Source organism: Deferribacter thermophilus, from assembly GCF_049472675.1.
Lineage (GTDB): Bacteria > Chrysiogenota > Deferribacteres > Deferribacterales > Deferribacteraceae > Deferribacter > Deferribacter thermophilus.
Genome location: NZ_JAPNXM010000002.1, coordinates 236,722 through 253,796, shown reverse-complemented (window position 1 = coordinate 253,796; position 17,075 = coordinate 236,722). Strand labels below are relative to the sequence as shown.

At 31.5% G+C, this 17,075-nt stretch carries 21 protein-coding genes; 19 read left to right on the top strand and 2 right to left on the bottom strand.

The genetic code is table 11. The features are described 5' to 3' along the window. Nucleotides 1-56 precede the first annotated feature (56 nt). Nucleotides 57-1,118, bottom strand: a complete 1,062-nt coding sequence (locus OWM07_RS03410; protein ID WP_423302260.1) for a DUF362 domain-containing protein — start codon at nt 1,116-1,118, stop codon at nt 57-59. Nucleotides 1,119-1,197: 79 nt separating this feature from the next. Between OWM07_RS03410 and OWM07_RS03405 the strand changes: the two genes are divergently transcribed. The 16 genes from OWM07_RS03405 (at nt 1,198) to rpsI (ending at nt 13,749) form a co-directional block, all read left to right on the top strand. Further along, entirely contained in the window at nt 1,198-1,704 is a 507-nt protein-coding gene (locus tag OWM07_RS03405) for a nitroreductase family protein (RefSeq protein WP_423302259.1), read from the top strand. Next, nucleotides 1,682-3,178 carry a cyclic nucleotide-binding domain-containing protein gene (locus OWM07_RS03400; RefSeq protein WP_423302258.1) on the top strand — a complete coding sequence of 499 codons (1,497 nt, stop codon included), beginning with the start codon at nt 1,682-1,684 and terminating at the stop codon, nt 3,176-3,178. Before OWM07_RS03405 ends, OWM07_RS03400 begins: the two co-directional genes overlap by 23 nt. Before the next feature lie 10 nt (nt 3,179-3,188). Then, nucleotides 3,189-4,067 carry an acetylglutamate kinase gene (gene argB / locus OWM07_RS03395; protein ID WP_423302257.1) on the top strand — a complete coding sequence of 293 codons (879 nt, stop codon included), beginning with the start codon at nt 3,189-3,191 and terminating at the stop codon, nt 4,065-4,067. Further along, complete coding sequence (locus OWM07_RS03390) at nt 4,064-4,663, top strand: protein-L-isoaspartate(D-aspartate) O-methyltransferase (protein ID WP_423302256.1); 600 nt, start codon at nt 4,064-4,066, stop codon at nt 4,661-4,663. Before argB ends, OWM07_RS03390 begins: the two co-directional genes overlap by 4 nt. A 68-nt stretch (nt 4,664-4,731) precedes the next feature. Next, on the top strand, nt 4,732-5,169 hold the full coding sequence (locus OWM07_RS03385; RefSeq protein WP_423302255.1) for a TIGR00725 family protein: 438 nt from the start codon (nt 4,732-4,734) through the stop codon (nt 5,167-5,169). Continuing rightward, nucleotides 5,169-6,074 (top strand): sigma-70 family RNA polymerase sigma factor, encoded by a 906-nt coding sequence (locus OWM07_RS03380; RefSeq protein WP_423302254.1) that lies wholly within the window; start codon nt 5,169-5,171, stop codon nt 6,072-6,074. Before OWM07_RS03385 ends, OWM07_RS03380 begins: the two co-directional genes overlap by 1 nt. After that, on the top strand, nt 6,071-7,261 hold the full coding sequence (locus tag OWM07_RS03375) for a M24 family metallopeptidase (protein ID WP_423302253.1): 1,191 nt from the start codon (nt 6,071-6,073) through the stop codon (nt 7,259-7,261). Before OWM07_RS03380 ends, OWM07_RS03375 begins: the two co-directional genes overlap by 4 nt. A 3-nt stretch (nt 7,262-7,264) precedes the next feature. Continuing rightward, nucleotides 7,265-8,797, top strand: coding sequence for an ATP-dependent DNA helicase (locus OWM07_RS03370; RefSeq protein ID WP_423302252.1), 1,533 nt, complete (start codon nt 7,265-7,267; stop codon nt 8,795-8,797). 69 nt (nt 8,798-8,866) lie between these two features. Next, a complete protein-coding gene (ffh, locus tag OWM07_RS03365) occupies nt 8,867-10,210 on the top strand; it encodes a signal recognition particle protein (protein WP_423302251.1) in 1,344 nt (447 codons plus the stop codon). A 14-nt stretch (nt 10,211-10,224) separates the two neighbouring features. Continuing rightward, on the top strand, nt 10,225-10,503 hold the full coding sequence (gene rpsP, locus OWM07_RS03360) for a 30S ribosomal protein S16 (RefSeq protein ID WP_423302250.1): 279 nt from the start codon (nt 10,225-10,227) through the stop codon (nt 10,501-10,503). A 15-nt stretch (nt 10,504-10,518) separates the two neighbouring features. Further along, nucleotides 10,519-10,749 (top strand): KH domain-containing protein, encoded by a 231-nt coding sequence (locus tag OWM07_RS03355; RefSeq protein ID WP_013007009.1) that lies wholly within the window; start codon nt 10,519-10,521, stop codon nt 10,747-10,749. 37 nt (nt 10,750-10,786) lie between these two features. Continuing rightward, the gene (gene rimM, locus OWM07_RS03350; RefSeq protein WP_423302249.1) at nt 10,787-11,299 is read left to right on the top strand and encodes a ribosome maturation factor RimM; all 513 of its coding nucleotides are present in this window, start codon (nt 10,787-10,789) and stop codon (nt 11,297-11,299) included. Then, nucleotides 11,286-12,551, top strand: coding sequence for a tRNA (guanosine(37)-N1)-methyltransferase TrmD (gene trmD / locus OWM07_RS03345; protein WP_423302248.1), 1,266 nt, complete (start codon nt 11,286-11,288; stop codon nt 12,549-12,551). The genes rimM and trmD overlap by 14 nt, the downstream gene beginning before the upstream one ends. A gap of 11 nt (nt 12,552-12,562) precedes the next feature. Continuing rightward, nucleotides 12,563-12,910: a 50S ribosomal protein L19 gene (gene rplS, locus OWM07_RS03340; RefSeq protein WP_423302247.1), complete on the top strand. Its 348-nt coding sequence runs from the start codon at nt 12,563-12,565 to the stop codon at nt 12,908-12,910. 12 nt (nt 12,911-12,922) lie between these two features. After that, complete coding sequence (gene rplM, locus OWM07_RS03335) at nt 12,923-13,348, top strand: 50S ribosomal protein L13 (RefSeq protein WP_423302246.1); 426 nt, start codon at nt 12,923-12,925, stop codon at nt 13,346-13,348. A gap of 11 nt (nt 13,349-13,359) precedes the next feature. Further along, nucleotides 13,360-13,749 carry a 30S ribosomal protein S9 gene (gene rpsI / locus OWM07_RS03330; protein WP_423302245.1) on the top strand — a complete coding sequence of 130 codons (390 nt, stop codon included), beginning with the start codon at nt 13,360-13,362 and terminating at the stop codon, nt 13,747-13,749. Between the two features lie 42 nt (nt 13,750-13,791). On the opposite strand, the gene OWM07_RS03325 is transcribed toward rpsI, so the two are convergent. Next, the gene (locus OWM07_RS03325) at nt 13,792-14,493 is read right to left on the bottom strand and encodes a hypothetical protein (RefSeq protein WP_423302244.1); all 702 of its coding nucleotides are present in this window, start codon (nt 14,491-14,493) and stop codon (nt 13,792-13,794) included. Nucleotides 14,494-14,548: 55 nt separating this feature from the next. Here OWM07_RS03325 and OWM07_RS03320 point away from each other — a divergent pair, with 55 nt between their 5' ends. From OWM07_RS03320 to OWM07_RS03310, 3 genes are read left to right on the top strand one after another with little or no spacing between them, the layout of a single operon-like run. Beyond that, entirely contained in the window at nt 14,549-15,028 is a 480-nt protein-coding gene (locus OWM07_RS03320) for a 4Fe-4S dicluster domain-containing protein (protein ID WP_423302243.1), read from the top strand. Nucleotide 15,029: 1 nt separating this feature from the next. Then, a complete protein-coding gene (locus OWM07_RS03315; RefSeq protein WP_423302242.1) occupies nt 15,030-16,823 on the top strand; it encodes an aldehyde ferredoxin oxidoreductase family protein in 1,794 nt (597 codons plus the stop codon). Nucleotides 16,824-16,834: 11 nt separating this feature from the next. Then, entirely contained in the window at nt 16,835-17,074 is a 240-nt protein-coding gene (locus tag OWM07_RS03310; protein WP_423302241.1) for a hypothetical protein, read from the top strand. The last annotated feature ends 1 nt before the right edge of the window (nt 17,075 follow it).

Genomic DNA, 17,075 nt, shown 5'->3' with positions numbered 1-17,075 from the left:
CGGGAAAGGATTTATATATCATTTTATCCTTTTTAGTCAACCAAAAAATTAAAAAATCATTTAATAACTTTTAATTCATAACTTAAACTGCCCAAGCCTAAATCTTCGGCATGTTTTAACTGAACCAAAGGATCAATATAGTTATATATTTTTTTAAAAGGATCATATCTAAGCTTTTTTATAACAAAATCATAACAAGCTTTATCCAAAGCAACTGGATCAGTAGATGCAAAAAAACCTATATCATCACAAACAGGTTTATCATTGCCTGGATAACAATCACATGCAGGTGAAATGTTAGTCGCTATGTTTATGTAAAGAATTTTCCCTTTTAAAATCTTTGATACCCCATAAGCATATTCAGCCATTTTCAAAGAGGTATTCTCTGCTGTTTCATCCCAATTTATCCCTATTGCTCCATGTGGGCATACAGCAATACATCTAGCACAGCCTGTACATTTATCTGTAATCTCTGCATACTTTTTTACTACAATAGCCTCTGCTGCACATGCATCCTTACACAATCCACATGCAGTACATTTTTCTGCATGTACTTTCGGTCTTGTAACTGAATGCATTGCCAATTTACCTTCTCTTGAAGCGCACCCCATAGATAAATTTTTTATAGCACCGCCAAAACCAGACACCTCATGCCCCTTAAAATGACTAACACATACCATACCATCAGAATGTACAATATCGGATGCAAGCTTCACCTCTTTTAATAACTTTCCATCAATCTTACAAGAAATACTGTTTTCACCTCTTAAGCCATCAGCTATAATCACTGGTACTTGCAAAGTAGAATAATTAAATCCATTCATAAATGCGTTATGTAAATGATCTACGCTGTTAGTTCTCATACCTACATACAATGTATTTGTATCAGTTAAAAAAGGTTTTACTTTTATCTGTTTCAAGACTTCAATAATAGGTCTTAAAAAAATAGGTCTTATAAATGCTGTATTCCCAAGCTCCCCAAAATGTGTTTTGACAGCAATTAATGAACCTTTATCAAAGACCTCTTCAGGTTTTAATTTTTTAAAAATCTTTTTAATCTTATCCAAAGGGGAATTCAATTTTTTATTTTCTAAAGAGGAATAGTATATTATAGCCATATGCCCCCCATTGTTTCACTCTTTACAGTTAACAAATTTATTTGTATAATTAATTATATATTCATTTAGGAGAAATTTTATGGAATTTTATCATCTTGTCAACAAAAGATATTCAGTTAGAGGTTATCTATCCAAATCCATCGAAGAAGAAAAGATAAACTATATCTTAAAAGTAGCAAGATTAGCACCCAGTGCTGCAAATAGGCAACCTTGGAAAATTTATATAATAAAAGATAAAAATTTAAAAAATAAATTATGTGAAGCTTATCCTAGAAGCTGGTTAAATGAAGCTCCAATTATTGTTGTTTTCGTGGGATTAACAGATAACAACTGGATAAGAAATGATGGTAAAGATTATCTTTTATGCGATGTCACAATAATTGCTGATTACTTTATTTTAGCCGCTACTGAAGTTGGACTTGGGACATGTTATATAGCTGCTTTTGATGAAAAAAAGGTTATTGAAGCTTTAAATTTACCACCTAATGAAATCCCCCTGTTAATGACGCCATTAGGATACCCAAAAGAAAATTCAATCAAAGAAAGAAAAAGAAAAGAAATTGGTGAGTTTGTTGTCGAAATATAATGCTGATTTTTTAAAGACACATTTTATTGAGTTTTTGATCGTATTAATCGTAATTCTATTTTTTTTAGTATCAAAACTTCTCATAAACAAACTAACTAAGAAATTCAATATTAATAAATCATTAAGTAAGAACCTCAACTTTTTATTCATTATTATAATATTAGAAATACTCAAATCACAAATAAACTTTTCACCTATTTTAAATAAAATATCTTCATTTGTTGAATTAGCTTTAATCATTACAATTTTTTACAACTTAATTGTAAAAATTTATATTGAAGATTATCTCATAAAGTACAAACAAAAACAGATAAAACATATCATTATTGATATAATAAAATTAATATTCTTAGTAATATTTATACTTTCTATACTGAGAATAGTTTTTAATATCGATATAATAACTCTACTTACACCATCTGCTATACTCACTGCAATTATCGGTCTTTCCATGAAAGATACTATAGGAAACTTAATTTCAGGATTGATTATACAGATTGAAAAGCCTTTTGATGTTGGGGATTGGATAAAGGTTGATAATGAATCAGGTGAAGTAGTAGAGATAAACTGGCGCTATACCAAGCTAAAAACCCTTGATAATATTTATCTCATCATTCCGAATAATACCATTTCTTCTGGAAATCTTTTAAACTATAACAAACCGGAAAAATCAATGAGAATTTTGCTAAACATTGGAGTCAGTTATGACACTCCACCTGCAAAATTAAAACAGGTTGTAATGAAAGTGTTAAAAAATTGTATCTATGTTGATAAATCAAAGGAAATAAATATTTATCTTAAAAACTATAATGATTTCAGTATCGACTATGATATAGCTTTTTGGATTAAAGAATATCGATATCTAAGAGATGCAAGAGACGAAATTTATTCATCTTTATGGTATGAATTTAAAATGGCAAACATTGAGATACCATTTCCAATAAGAACTATTATACAAAAACCTTTAGAGGACAAAAAAGATAACACTGATGCTGATATTACAAATACTGTATCACTAATATCTAAAATCCCATTATTTCAAAATTTACCTGAAAGTTTATTATTTAATATTGTGAAATTTTCTCACATCGTTAGTTTTCCTGCTGGAACTACAATTATTAAGGAGAATGAAACTGGAGAGTCAATGTTTGTAGTAATTGACGGCGAATTGGAAATAATAAAAAATGGAAAGAAAATTGCAGAAATAACAAAAGGTGATATGTTTGGAGAAATGAGTTTATTAACTGGAGAAAAAAGGATGGCAACTGTGATTACAAAAACCGATTCAACCCTTTTAGAAATTTCAAGGCCTGTATTTAAAGTTTTCTTACATAATACCAGCTTGTATAACAATATTGTAAAAATATTAGAAGAAAGATTAAATGAACTAAAAACAATAGTACCAAATAATAAAGAAAATATAAAATCTACACAAAACTTATTAACAAAGTTTAAAAATATATTCAATATTTGAGGAGAAACCGATGGAAAGACTTATCGAAAAAGCAAACATACTCATAGAAGCTTTACCTTATATAAGAAAATTTTATGGTAAAACCATTGTAATAAAATATGGTGGACATGCAATGGTTGATGAAGAACTTAAAAGTTGTTTTGCTCAAGATATAACACTACTAAAATTTATAGGAATAAATGTAGTAATAGTTCATGGTGGCGGTCCCCAAATAGGTGAAATGCTTAAAAAACTTAATATTGACTCAAAGTTCATATCAGGGATGAGAGTAACGGATAAAGAAACAATGAATATCGTGGAAATGGTTTTAGCTGGAAGTGTAAACAAAGAGATTGTGAAGCTTATAAACAAACATGGTGGAAATGCAATTGGTCTCTCAGGGAAAGATGGCAATCTTATCAAAGCTAAAAAATTGTTAATTAAAAAGAGTGATGATTTTATCCAAACCCCAGAAATTATAGATATAGGGCATGTTGGAATTGTAGAATCAGTCAATGTTGCAGTACTTGAAAATATAACCAAAAACTTTATACCTGTTATTGCACCTGTTGGGATAGATGATAATTTTGAAACATATAATATAAACGCTGATTTAGTTGCATCAAGTGTCGCTAAATTTTTAAAAGCTGAAAAACTTATACTTTTAACTGATGTAGTAGGTGTATTAGATAAAAACAAAAATCTAATAAGCACAATAAAAGTTTCTGAAATAGAAAATTTAAAAAAGGATGGAACTTTGACAGGTGGGATGATACCAAAAATAGACGCATGCAAAGATGCTGTAGAAAATGGTGTTTCTAAAGCACATATAATTGATGGCAGAATAAGGCACTCTGTTTTACTAGAAATATTTACAGACTCAGGGATAGGAACACAGGTGATAGCATGAGAGTACCAGAAAATTTTATAAAAGATATAATTATTCCAGCATGCAATGATGAAAGAATAGCTGAAGCCTTTGTAAAAGTTCCTCGCCATTTTTTTGTTGATGAAGCTTTACTTAAATTAGCATACAAAGATGATGCTCTCCCTATAGGGTATGGACAAACAATTTCTAAACCTTCTACAGTAGCTAAAATGACAAAAGTTTTAAACCCTCAACCATCTGACAGAGTATTAGAAATTGGTACAGGGTCTGGGTTTCAAGCTGCAATTTTATCAAAACTGGTATCAGAAGTGTACACAGTAGAAAGGATCCCTGCCCTTTATAGTAGAGCTACCAATATTATTAGACGACTCTATATTCATAATATAAGATTTAAAATTGATAATGGGAAAATCGGTTGGGAAGAATATGCACCTTTTGATAAAATAATTGTAACTGCTGGAGCAGAAGAATTACCCCAAGAGCTTTTGTACCAGTTAAAAAATGGCGGCAGATTGGTTATTCCATTAAAAGGTGAATTAAAATTATTCATAAAAGAAAACAATAAACTCATTGAAAGCAAAATCGGTAATTGCAACTTTGTAAAATTTGTATTTTAAATAAAATAATTATTTGGTAAAAAATATTAATTATTGACGAAAAGTTAAAAAAATACTAATTCTATAATGTGGATACTGTATCTGTTATAGGGCAATCAAGTTTTGATCCTGAAATCTGTCACATTGCGGAATCTGTCGGTGAATTAATGGCAAAAAAAGGGTATGCTGTTATAACTGGTGGACTCTCAGGGGTAATGGAGTACGCTTTAAAGGGCGCAAAAAAACACAACGGTTTAACAATTGGGATTATCCCTACATATAACAAAAAAGATGCTAATCCATTCTGTGATATTGTTATTCCCACAGGGTTAAATCATGCAAGAAATATTTTGGTAGTATCTTCAGGGGATATTGTAATTTCAGTTGGCGGTGAATACGGCACAGCAAGTGAAATCGCAATAGCATTAAAATTAGGGAAAAAAGTATTTAGTTACAAATCACCTTTAGTCCACGAAAATAACTTTTTAAATAAAAGTGATTTTTTATATGAAATAAGTAGGTTATGATGGATTTAGATTTTGAATTTGAAAAAGATGATGAATTAGAATTAGATGACATTAAAGATTCTGTATCAAGTGATGATTTAGAGTCACTATCGATTTATCTATCAGAGATTTCTAAATACCCTACACTTACAAAAGAAGAAGAGATTGAATTAGCAAAAAAAATTGAAAGTGGAGATGAAGAAGCTAAAAAATTAATGATAAATTGTAATTTAAAGCTTGTCGTTTCCATAGCAAAAAAATACAACAATAGAGGCTTACCTCTCATTGACCTAATCAATGAAGGGAATATTGGGTTAATCAAAGCTGTAGAAAAATTTGATTACAAAAAAGGGTTCAAATTTAGTACTTATGCTACATGGTGGATTAGACAAGCAATGGAGCGAGCAATAGTCAATCAAACCAACATGATTAGAATACCCGTTCACATGAATGAAAATATCATAAAAGTAAAAAAAGCATCAGAAAAACTTAGAAGAAAATTAAAGAGAGAACCTACCCTTTTCGAGCTTGCTACAGAATGTGGAATGTCTCTTTTAACAATCCAAAAAGCTATCGATGCTATGCAGCAAAACATCTCAATTGATAACTCTATTAATGAAGATGATACCAGCACCTTACATGATATTTTACCAGAGCCAGATAATAAATATGACCCTTTTAAGAAAGTTTTACAGCAAAAGAATAAAGAATTAATTATGAGCTGGATAGAATGTCTAAACGAAACTGAAAAAAAATTAATAATACGAAGATATGGCTTGGATGGGAGCGAACCTGAAACTCTTGAATGTATAGGTAAGCGATTGGGAGTTACTCGAGAAAGGGTTAGACAGATTGAAAAACGAATTTTAACAAAATTAAAAAACCATCTAAAAACCAAAAAAATCAATCTGGAGGAACTTTTATGATTAAAACTCCAAAAGACGAATTGCAAAGAAGATTAAAGATGTTTAAAGAAACAATGAATAAATTTGCACCAGAATGGGAACTCGCAGTTTTTTTTGATAAAATTAACATTTTTTACCTCACTGGTACAATGCAAAACGGCACACTCTTTATTCAAAGAGATGATAAACCCTACTTTTTTATTAGAAGAAACTTTGATAGAGCATTGGCAGAATCAGAATTTGAAAATCTCGTTCCTATAAAAAGCTTTAGAGATATTAACCAATACATAACTCACTTACCTAAAACTGTGCATATAAGTAAAGACAGCACACCAATTTCAATCTTTGAAAGGTTTAACTCTTATTTTAATTTTGAAAAGGTAGAATCACTTGATTTAGCAATAAATTACACAAGGTCTATAAAAAGTGAATATGAGCTTGAGTTTATTGTTAAAGCTGGTGAAATTCATAGAATCACAAAAGAAGATATTGTTCCAAAACTTCTTGTAGAGGGGATGACCGAATTTGATTTTGCAAGACTACTCTTAAACGAAATGTTAAAAATAGGGCATCATGGAATAACAAGAATTAAATCATTTAATGGTGAGCTATATTTGGGAAATATTTGCTTTGGTGAAAATTCAAATTATTTCAATTCATTTGATGGGCCTGGTGGCTTAAAAGGGGTCTGCCCAGCTGTTCCGCTTTTTGGAAACAGAGAAACAAGATTAGAAAAAAATATGTTAGTTCATGTAGATACAGCATGTGGCTATATGGGGTATTATACTGATAAAACACAGATATATTACACTGGTAAAACACCTAATAAAGTTATCGACATACATAAACAATGTGTAGCTATACAAAATAAAGTTGCAGAAATGTTAAAACCAGGAATTACACCACAAGAAATTTATAACAATATAATGGCCGAACTTGACAATGATTTTCTCAACGGTTTTATGGGTTATAAATCAAATCAGGTAAAATTTTTAGGTCACGGTATTGGATTAAATGTAGATGAATTTCCTGCAATAGCAAAGGGTTTTGATATACCTTTAGAAGAAAATATGGTAATTGCTGTTGAACCCAAAAAAAGTATAGATGGAATAGGAATGGTGGGGATAGAAAATACATATATCGTTACAAAAAATGGTGGCAAATGTATCACAGGCACTAATTACGACATTATTGAAGTTTACCTATAAATAATGAAGCTTGATTTCAATTCAGAGTTTCAAAAAGCATTAGACTTAGCTCTCAACTCTGAAAAGCATTTATTAATCACAGGAAAAGCAGGAACTGGCAAATCTACTTTTTTAAAATATCTATTAAATGAGGCTACCTTAGATGCTGTGGTTCTTGCACCCACAGGAGTTGCTGCAGTCAATATTGGTGGAGAAACAATACACTCTTTTTTTCAATTTCCAATAGATATTACTCCAGACAAAATTCCTGATCTCTATATTTATGATTACGAACAATATAAACATATTCATACCATAATAATCGATGAGATATCGATGGTTCGAGCAGATTTATTAGATTGTATCGATCTATTTTTAAAAAGGGTGAAAAATCCAAAACTCCCCTTTGGCGGTACAAAAATGATATTCATAGGGGATCTATACCAACTGCCACCTGTATTAACATCACAACAAAAAAAAGCTTTTAAAATAAAATATAAATCACCCTATTTTTTCGAAGCAAATATATTTAAAGAACTCGATTTAGAATTCATTGAATTTGAAAAAATTTATCGCCAATCTGACAAAACATTTATAGATATATTAAACAGAATAAGAAACAATACTGTAACTGACGAAGATATCAAAGTAATAAATTCTCGAGTCAAAGATAAAATAGACAATGATGAAGGATATATTTATTTGACAACAATAAATAAAAATGCAGAAGAAATCAATAACCAAAAACTTTCTAAACTTAATGGGAAATTATACGAACTAATTGGTACTTTAAAAGGGAATTTTGATAAAAACAATCTTCCCACACCTTTAAATCTACAATTAAAAATAGGTACTCAGGTTATGTTATTAACAAATTCTCCAGATAAACTTTGGGTAAATGGAACAATTGGGTTTATAACAAACATATACCCAGAAGAAAAGATTATTGAGCTTGTTCTTGATAATGGCAATTTAGTAGAAATTTCCCCTTTTAAATGGGATATGATAAAATTCTATTACGATAAATCAGCAAAAAAGATTGTAAGTGAGACAGTTGGTTCTTATACACAATTTCCAATAAAACCTGCTTATGCAATTACTGTACACAAAAGTCAGGGTAAAACCTTTAATAATGTCATAATAGATACCAGAAATCATTTTTTTGCACCTGGTCAATTTTATGTAGCCTTTAGTAGGTGCACCTCTTTAGACGGCGTAATTATAACAAAAAAAATCTCTAAAAAGAGTATTATTTTAGACAGAAAAGTTGTAAACTTCCTTACAAGCTTTCAGTATCAACTATCCGAGAAAAAAATACCTTTAAACAAAAAAATAGAAATAATTAAAAAAGCAATAGAAAACAAATCAAATATTGAAATTTTATATCTAAAAACCAAAGATGAAAAATCTAAAAGGGTAATTATCCCTACTGATATAGGGAAAATGACTTATGCTGGAAAAGATTTCACAGGGCTAAAAGGGTTTTGTAAAATGAGAAATGAAGAGCGTATTTTCCGCATTGATAGAATTTTAGAAATTAAAGAAATTTGTGATTGACAAATCTATTTTGGTGAGTTAATTAGGTTTTCTTGCAAAATTAAATATGTGGCAGGTGATAGGAGTTTTATGTTTGCAACACTGCATGAAAAGTTAAATGCTGTCTTTAAGAAGATTAAAGGGCAGGCAAAAATAACAGAAGATAATATAAAAGATGCTGTTAAGCAAGTAAGATTAGCCCTTTTAGAGGCTGATGTTAACTATAAAGTAGTTAAAAAATTTATTTCAGCCGTCCAAGAAAAAGCTCTTGGTGAAGAAGTACTTAAAAGTTTAACACCTGATCAGGTATTTATAAAAATAGTTCATGACGAATTAGTAAATGTATTAGGTGGTGGTGACCAATCCACCAAAATAAAGCTCAACCCTATCCCCCCCACAAAAATCATGCTCGTTGGTCTTCAAGGTTCTGGTAAAACCACAACTGCTGGTAAATTAGCCAAATATTTCCAAAAAAATAAAAAGGATATTTTGCTCGTTGCTGATGATATTTATAGACCTGCTGCTATTGATCAGTTAGAGGTTTTAGGAAAGCAGCTCAAAGTAGATGTGTTTTCAAAAAGGGATGAAAAAGATGCAGTAAAAATTGCTACTGATGCAATACAGTATGCTAAATCTGCAGCAAAGGATGTAGTAATCATCGATACAGCCGGACGACTTCATATTGATGAAACATTGATGGATGAGCTCAAAAATATTAAAGAAGCAATCAATCCTGATGAAATCCTTTTTGTTGCTGATGCAATGACTGGTCAAGATGCTGTAAATGTCGCAAAAACTTTTAATGATATCTTAGATATAACTGGTGTTATACTTACAAAACTTGATGGTGATGCCAGAGGTGGTGCGGCACTTTCCATTCGTGAAGTCACAGGTAAACCATTAAAATTTGTTGGTACAGGTGAAAAATTAGATGCCTTTGAGCCTTTTTATCCAGATAGAATGGCATCCAGAATTTTAGGGATGGGTGATATTGTAACCCTTGTTGAAATGGCTCAAGATGCTATCGAAGAAGAAGAGGCAGAGAAATTAGCTAATAAAATTCAAAAACATGGCTTAGATTTCAATGATATGCTTCAACAAATGAAAATGATAAAAAAAATGGGCTCCTTTGAAAGTATATTAAAACTTCTACCTGGGTTTTCTGGACTTGGAAATATAGAAGTGGATGAAAAAAACTTTAAAAGAATTGAAGCTATTATAAATTCAATGACCCCATTAGAGAGATCTAATTATAAAATACTTAATGCAAGTAGAAAAAGAAGGATAGCAAGAGGTAGTGGCACATCTGTATCAGAAGTAAATAAATTAATAACACAACTTCAACAAATGAATAAAATGATGAAAAAATTTAAAAAACAATTTTCTGGGAAACAGAAAATAGATAAAAATATGCTAAAAAATCTTTTTAGATAAAAGGAGGTGCTTTAGTGGCAACTAAAATAAGATTAATGAGAATGGGAAGAAAGAAAAGACCCTTTTACAGAGTAGTGGTAGCAGATAGTAGAGCAAAAAGAGACGGTAAGTATATTGAATCTTTAGGTTATTACAACCCTCTTACTGATCCTGCTGAAATCAAAATTGATGCTGAAAAAGCTCTTGAGTGGTTAAAGAAAGGTGCTATCCCTACAGATACTGCAAGAAGCTTGCTTTCCAAAGTGGGCGTTATGGCAAAGTTCCATGAATACAAATTCCCAAAGAAAAGCTAATAGCGGAGGTGTAATGTGAAAGAGTTAGTAGAATTCATAGTAAAGTCATTTGTGGATCACCCTGACAAAGTGGTTGTTGAAGAAGTGGAAGGGGAAAAAACTACTGTTATTGAATTAAAAGTTGATCCTGCTGACCTTGGCAAGGTTATAGGAAGACAAGGTAGAACTGCAAGAGCAATAAGAACAATTTTAGGCGCTGCTGGTATCAAAAGAGGAAAAAGGGTAGTTTTAGAAATCCTTGAATAAAAAAAGCCCTCTTTATGAGGGCTTTATCTTTAATAAAATGAAATATATAAAAATTGGGATTATCAAAAATTCACACGGTTTGGATGGTGAAGTAAAAGTTTTGCCAGTTACAGAGTATCCAGAACTTTTTGAATCATTAGAAGTTTTGATGTTAGCTAAAGAATCTGAAATAATAAGAGCTTTGAGAGTGGAATCTGTCAGACAACATAACGAATACTTTTTAATTAAATTGGAAAATATAGATGATAAAGAAAAAGCAAAAGAGTTATCAGGTTTTAATATAATGTATCCAACAGACCTCTTACCTGAATTAGAAGAAAACGAATATTATTGGTTTGAAATAAAAGGGTTTAAAGTATACGACACAAACGATATTTTTATAGGGGAACTTGAAGACTATGAAGAAACAGGAAGCGTAGAAGCTTTTAGAATAAAAACAGAAGATGGTTATTACTTAATTTCTAACAACCCATATCATGTGCTTAAAATAGATAAAAAGCTAAAAAAAATAATAATAGATAGGGATGGTTTAATAAGTGAAAATATTTAATATATTAACCATTTTCCCTGACATGTTTAAATCCCCTTTTGAGTATGGTGTCTTATCAAAAGGGATAGAAAACGGATTATTTAAGGTTAACCCAATAAATTTGCGAGATTTTGCAGAAGATAAACACAAAATGACAGATGATTATCAATACGGTGGTGGTGCTGGTCTTGTAATGAAGCCAGAACCCATAGTAAAAGCCGCAAGATTGCTAAAAAATAAAGAAAACTCTCATATAATTTTACTGGATCCCAGAGGTAAAACATTTAACCAAAAAAAAGCTGAAGAACTTTTAAATTATGATAGTTTAACCTTTATCTGTGGAAGATATGAAGGGGTCGATGAAAGGGTTAGAGAATTAGTTGTAGATGAAGAAATTTCACTTGGAGATTTTATAATCACAGGTGGTGAATTTGTTGCAATGGTTATAATTGATGCAGTTGCCAGATTAATCCCTGGGGTTCTTGGTGATGAAACATCCAACAAAGAGGAATCATTTTTAGAAGGTTTACTTGAATATCCTCATTATACTAGACCTTATGAATTTGAAGGTTTAAAAGTACCTGAAGTTCTAATTTCAGGACATCATCAAAAAATAAATGAGTGGAGATTGGAAAAATCTATAAAAATTACTTTACAAAATAGAGTTGATTTGATAAAAAAGTCTGCTCTGGATAATGTTGTTTTGTCCAGAATAAAAAAGATGCGAAAACTTTATGTGGGGCTGATGCATTACCCCATGTATGATAAAGAAAAAAATATTGTAGCTACATCGATAACTAATATGGATTTGCACGATATATCGAGAAGTTGTAAGACATTTGGAGTAAAAAATTATTATGTAATTAACCCTTTGCCAGCACAAAGGGATATAGCAAATAGAGTTTTGAAGCACTGGCAAGAAGGTTACGGTGCCTTTTACAATGAAAATAGGAAAGAAGCTTTTGGAGTTACTAAAGTTAAAGAGAGCTTAATAGAAGTAATAGATGAAATAGAAAAATTAGAAGGTGAAAAACCGTTGTTAGTTGGTACTACTGCAAGAAAAAAAGATAATACAATTAGTTTTGATAAACTAAAAAGTCTTACCTTTGAAAAACCGATTTTATTACTTTTTGGAACTGGTTGGGGTTTTTCAGATGATATGTTAGCTGTTTGTGATTATGTGTTAGAGAGAATTGAAGGCTTTGATGAATTTAATCATTTATCTGTAAGAAGTGCAGTAGCAATAATTTTAGATAGGTTAAATATAAATTAGGAGGATACATCATGAAAAACAAATTCATAGAAGCTGTAGAGCAAGAATTTATGACGAGACAGCTTCCAGAATTTAGACCTGGAGATACTGTAAGAGTACATTTTAGAATTGTAGAAGGTAGTAGAGAAAGGGTTCAGCCTTTTGAAGGGGTAGTAATCAGAATTCACAGAAATGGAGCTTCATCCACTTTTACTGTGAGAAAGGTTACTAACAATGTTGGTGTTGAAAGAACATTCCCTTACTACTCACCTAGAATTGAAAAGCTTGAAGTTGTTAGAAAAGGTAGAGTAAGAAGAGCAAAACTTTACTATTTAAGAGCACTTAGAGGAAAAGCTGCAAGAATTAAAGAAAGAAGATAAAGAGGTGGTTAAATGAAAACAACTTGGGCAAAACCAGATATTGAAAAAAAATGGTATTTAGTCGATGCAGAGGGTAAAACCTTAGGTAGATTAGCTTCTAAAATTGCAAAAATTTTGATGGGGAAAAATAAACCTATTTATACACCTTTTATTGATACTGGCGATTTTGTAGTTGTTATAAATGCAGACAAAATCCATGTAACAGGAAATAAACTAAAATCAAAAATCTATTACAGACACTCAGGGTATTTAGGTGGTCTTAAGCAGCGTACACTCGAAGAAATGCTTGCAAAAAAACCTGAAGAAGTTTTAAGATTAGCTGTGAAAAGGATGTTACCTAAAAACAGATTAGGTAGAAAAATGCTCAAAAAATTAAAAATTTATGCTTCTAATGAGCATCCTCACGCAGCTCAAAAACCTGAAAAGATAGAGCTTTAGGAGGATTATAAATGGCTGAATACTTTTATGGTACTGGTAGAAGAAAAACTTCTGTTGCAAGAGTATTTTTAAAACCTGGTAGTGGTAATATCATTATCAATGGTAAAACTGTTGATGAATATTTTGAACGTCCTACACTTAAGATGATTTTGATGCAACCACTTGAAACTGTTAATGCTACAAACAAATTTGATCTTTACATCACTGTAAAAGGTGGTGGAAAATCAGGCCAAGCTGGTGCAATAAGACACGGAATTGCAAGAGCACTGGTAGCTTATAACGAAGATTTCAGGGCACCATTAAAGAAAAAAGGTTTCCTAACAAGAGATCCTCGTATGGTGGAAAGGAAAAAATACGGGAAACCAAAAGCGAGAAAAAGCCCTCAATACTCAAAACGTTAATATATTTACAATTTTTCAGGGTGTACAATGTACGCCCTGCTTTTATTTTTTATAAACAAAAATAGTATCGTTAAACCCAGGAAAGCTATAAAATAGTTCTTGTTCAAAAATGATTTTGTCAGAAAATGATATAAAAAAGTTTCTATTACCAGCTACATTATGATCTCTATCACAAACAACTATAAAAAAACTATTTTTTTTCATTTTATCAAAACATCTCTCTAAAAAATCTTCATCAGGTGGTGGATAGTTTATTAAAACAGCTGCTGGGTTATCACGTTCTATAGCTTTTATCGCATCTATCCTTTCAACAGGCAAAGGTAACTCCTTTTCAAATAATTTATCCCAAGAATAGTCATCAATAACATTTATTAATCTTACACCATATCTATTTAAATAGTATGAAAGCCAACCACTCCCACCTGCAATTTCATAAATAGAATTATCAGCATATTTTTTTAAGATAAATTTCAATTGGTTAATATTTTCATAACATAATGGAAAATAGGTATATCTTACATACTCCTGTCTAAACAGTGTAGAGACCTGTGGGGGGTAATTTTTAATTTTATCAAACAATTCACAGAATAATCCACAATGTATTAACTCTCTTTTTACAAACAAAGTAATAAAAATATTTTTAATCAATTCAACCAAGTCTATCTCTTTGTTATTTAAATAATTATATAACGGATTTATAATTTCCCTTTGAATCTCTTTTAAGTTTTTTTGCATTTTTTTCATAACCATGTTATAATTTATATTGAGGTAATTTTCAATAAACGAAGGGAGGTCCCCTATGCAAAAACTAATCAGAGTAGAACCAGAAAAGTGTATAGGTTGCAAGTCATGTGAGTTAGCTTGCTCTTTTAAACACACAGGTGAGTTTTCACCTGCAAAATCAAGAATTGTTAATGAAGTATTTTTAGAAGAAGCAATTTTCATAACAGCGACTTGTATGCAATGTGACGAACCATGGTGTCACAAAGCCTGTCCAAAAGCTGCAATTGTAAAAGACGTAAACACAGGTGTTGTTTCTGTTATAGATGAAAAATGTGTAGGTTGTAGGACTTGCGTAAGCGCATGTCCATTTGGAATGATCAAATATGCTCCATGGAAAATGAAAGCGGATAAATGTAATCTCTGTGGTGATGACTATCCAGAGTGCGTAGCTTTTTGTCCAACAGGTTGTCTCACATATAGCGAAGAGGACACTGCAACCCGTAGTAAAATCAAAAAATTTATTAATGTATTAAAAGAAGGAACCATGGAGGTGTAATATGTATGGATGGACAGGTAAAATATTAAGAGTTAATTTAACAGATAGATCATATAAAATAGAAAATTTAAACTTTGATTGGGCAAAAAAATTCATTGGCGGTAGAGGGCTTGCTTCAAAATATTTATATGAAGAAGTAGATCCTAATGTCGATCCACTATCCCCTGAAAATAAACTTATTTTTGCAACAGGCCCACTCACAGGAACACTTGGTGCAGCAAACGGTAGATATATGGTAGTAACCAAAGCACCATTAACTGGTGCAATAGCTTCATCAAACTCAGGAGGTTATTTCCCATCTGAAATGAAATATGCTGGATATGATATGATTATTTTCGAAGGGAAAGCTGGCAAACCTGTTTATTTAGCAATTTATAATGATAAAGTGGAAATAAGAGATGCCTCACATATCTGGGGGAAAACCACTGATCAAACAGAAGATATTATCAGAAACGAATTCCATCAGGATGCAAAAATAGCTTCCATTGGCCCTGCTGGTGAAAAACTTGTTAAATTTGCATGTGTCATCAATGATAAACACAGAGCTGCAGGTAGAACTGGTGTTGGCGCAGTAATGGGTAGCAAAAATTTAAAAGCTGTTGCTATTAGAGGAACTGGTGGTGTAAAAATTGCCAAAAAGGATGAATATAGAGTCGCAGCATTTAACGCTTACAAAATTTTAAAAGAATCGCCAGTAACTTCAAAAGGGTTACCAAAATATGGTACAGCAGTTCTGGTAAATGTTATAAATGAAAACGGCTTATTCCCAACTAAAAACTTCCAATTTGATACATTCGATGGTTCACCAGAAATATCTGGAGAAAAGCTTGCCCAAACTTACCTTAAAAGAAATAAAGGGTGTATGGGGTGTATAATTGGTTGTGGAAGAGTAACTCAACTTGCTGGAGATGTTGTAAAAGAAGGTCCTGAATACGAACCAATTTGGGCTTTGGGAGCTGATTGTGGTGTAAGTGATTTGAAAGCTATTACAAAAGCAAATTATATCTGTAATGAATATGGATTAGATCCAATAAGTGCTGGTGCCACACTTGCCTGTGCAATGGAAATGTATGAAAAGGGGTTAATACCTGATTCAGATGTAGAAATGCCTTTAAGATTTGGTGATCCAGATGTGTTAGTTACAATGATTGAAAAAATGGGTAAAAGAGAAGGATTTGGTGACAAATTAGCAGAAGGTTCTTACAGATTAGCTGAAATGTATGGAAACACCTATTACTCTATGAGTGTAAAAAAATTAGAATTTCCTGCTTATGATGGAAGAGTGGCTCAAGGAATGGCTATAAATTATGCTACAAGCAACAGGGGTGCATGCCATGTAAGAGGATATATGATTTCACCTGAAATTATGGGGATCCCTGAAAAACTTGACCCAACTTCCACTGAAGGGAAAGCAGAATGGTGTAAGATTTTTCAAGATGTTACAGCATTAGTAGATTCTAGCGGAGTCTGTTTATTTACTACCTTTGCTATTACATCAGCTCAAATAACAGATTTTCTAAACGCCGCTTGTGGATTTGATTATAGTGAAGATTATTATGTAGAATGTGGCGAAAGAATTTATAATTTAGAAAGATTATTTAATCTAAAAGCTGGAATTGACCCATCAAATGACACTCTACCAAAGAGAATTTTAGAAGAACCTGTTCCTGATGGCCCACATAAAGGAAGTATAGCAAAATTATCTGAATTATTACCTAAATATTATGCGGTGAGAGGTTGGACACCAGATGGTTTACCTACCGAAGATAAGCTAAAAGCACTCCAGTTGGCATAGGGGGTTCCCCTATGCCCCTCATTAAGTTTTTAGGCGAACTACAAGAAAAGTATGGATTTAAAAAACATACAGAAGAATTGGACTTAGATAAAATTTTAACTCGCTTCTTAACAGATGATGAAAAAAATCATAAATACCTGCAAATATTAATAAATGGAAACAATATAGGAAAAGAAAGAAACATAAAAGTTAAAAAAGATGATACTATCACTATCTATATCTTAGGTGGAACTGGTTATCCTGGAGGATAAG

What these genes read in the sequence shown, in the direction of transcription:
- OWM07_RS03410 (WP_423302260.1), bottom strand. Translation starts at nt 1,118, where the DNA reads ATGGCTATAATATACTATTCCTCTTTAGAAAATAAAAAATTGAATTCC.
- OWM07_RS03405 (WP_423302259.1), top strand. Translation starts at nt 1,198, where the DNA reads ATGGAATTTTATCATCTTGTCAACAAAAGATATTCAGTTAGAGGTTAT.
- argB (WP_423302257.1), top strand. Translation starts at nt 3,189, where the DNA reads ATGGAAAGACTTATCGAAAAAGCAAACATACTCATAGAAGCTTTACCT.
- OWM07_RS03390 (WP_423302256.1), top strand. Translation starts at nt 4,064, where the DNA reads ATGAGAGTACCAGAAAATTTTATAAAAGATATAATTATTCCAGCATGC.
- OWM07_RS03380 (WP_423302254.1), top strand. Translation starts at nt 5,169, where the DNA reads ATGGATTTAGATTTTGAATTTGAAAAAGATGATGAATTAGAATTAGAT.
- OWM07_RS03375 (WP_423302253.1), top strand. Translation starts at nt 6,071, where the DNA reads ATGATTAAAACTCCAAAAGACGAATTGCAAAGAAGATTAAAGATGTTT.
- OWM07_RS03370 (WP_423302252.1), top strand. Translation starts at nt 7,265, where the DNA reads ATGAAGCTTGATTTCAATTCAGAGTTTCAAAAAGCATTAGACTTAGCT.
- ffh (WP_423302251.1), top strand. Translation starts at nt 8,867, where the DNA reads ATGTTTGCAACACTGCATGAAAAGTTAAATGCTGTCTTTAAGAAGATT.
- rimM (WP_423302249.1), top strand. Translation starts at nt 10,787, where the DNA reads ATGAAATATATAAAAATTGGGATTATCAAAAATTCACACGGTTTGGAT.
- rplS (WP_423302247.1), top strand. Translation starts at nt 12,563, where the DNA reads ATGAAAAACAAATTCATAGAAGCTGTAGAGCAAGAATTTATGACGAGA.
- rplM (WP_423302246.1), top strand. Translation starts at nt 12,923, where the DNA reads ATGAAAACAACTTGGGCAAAACCAGATATTGAAAAAAAATGGTATTTA.
- rpsI (WP_423302245.1), top strand. Translation starts at nt 13,360, where the DNA reads ATGGCTGAATACTTTTATGGTACTGGTAGAAGAAAAACTTCTGTTGCA.
- OWM07_RS03325 (WP_423302244.1), bottom strand. Translation starts at nt 14,493, where the DNA reads ATGAAAAAAATGCAAAAAAACTTAAAAGAGATTCAAAGGGAAATTATA.
- OWM07_RS03320 (WP_423302243.1), top strand. Translation starts at nt 14,549, where the DNA reads ATGCAAAAACTAATCAGAGTAGAACCAGAAAAGTGTATAGGTTGCAAG.
- OWM07_RS03315 (WP_423302242.1), top strand. Translation starts at nt 15,030, where the DNA reads ATGTATGGATGGACAGGTAAAATATTAAGAGTTAATTTAACAGATAGA.
- OWM07_RS03310 (WP_423302241.1), top strand. Translation starts at nt 16,835, where the DNA reads ATGCCCCTCATTAAGTTTTTAGGCGAACTACAAGAAAAGTATGGATTT.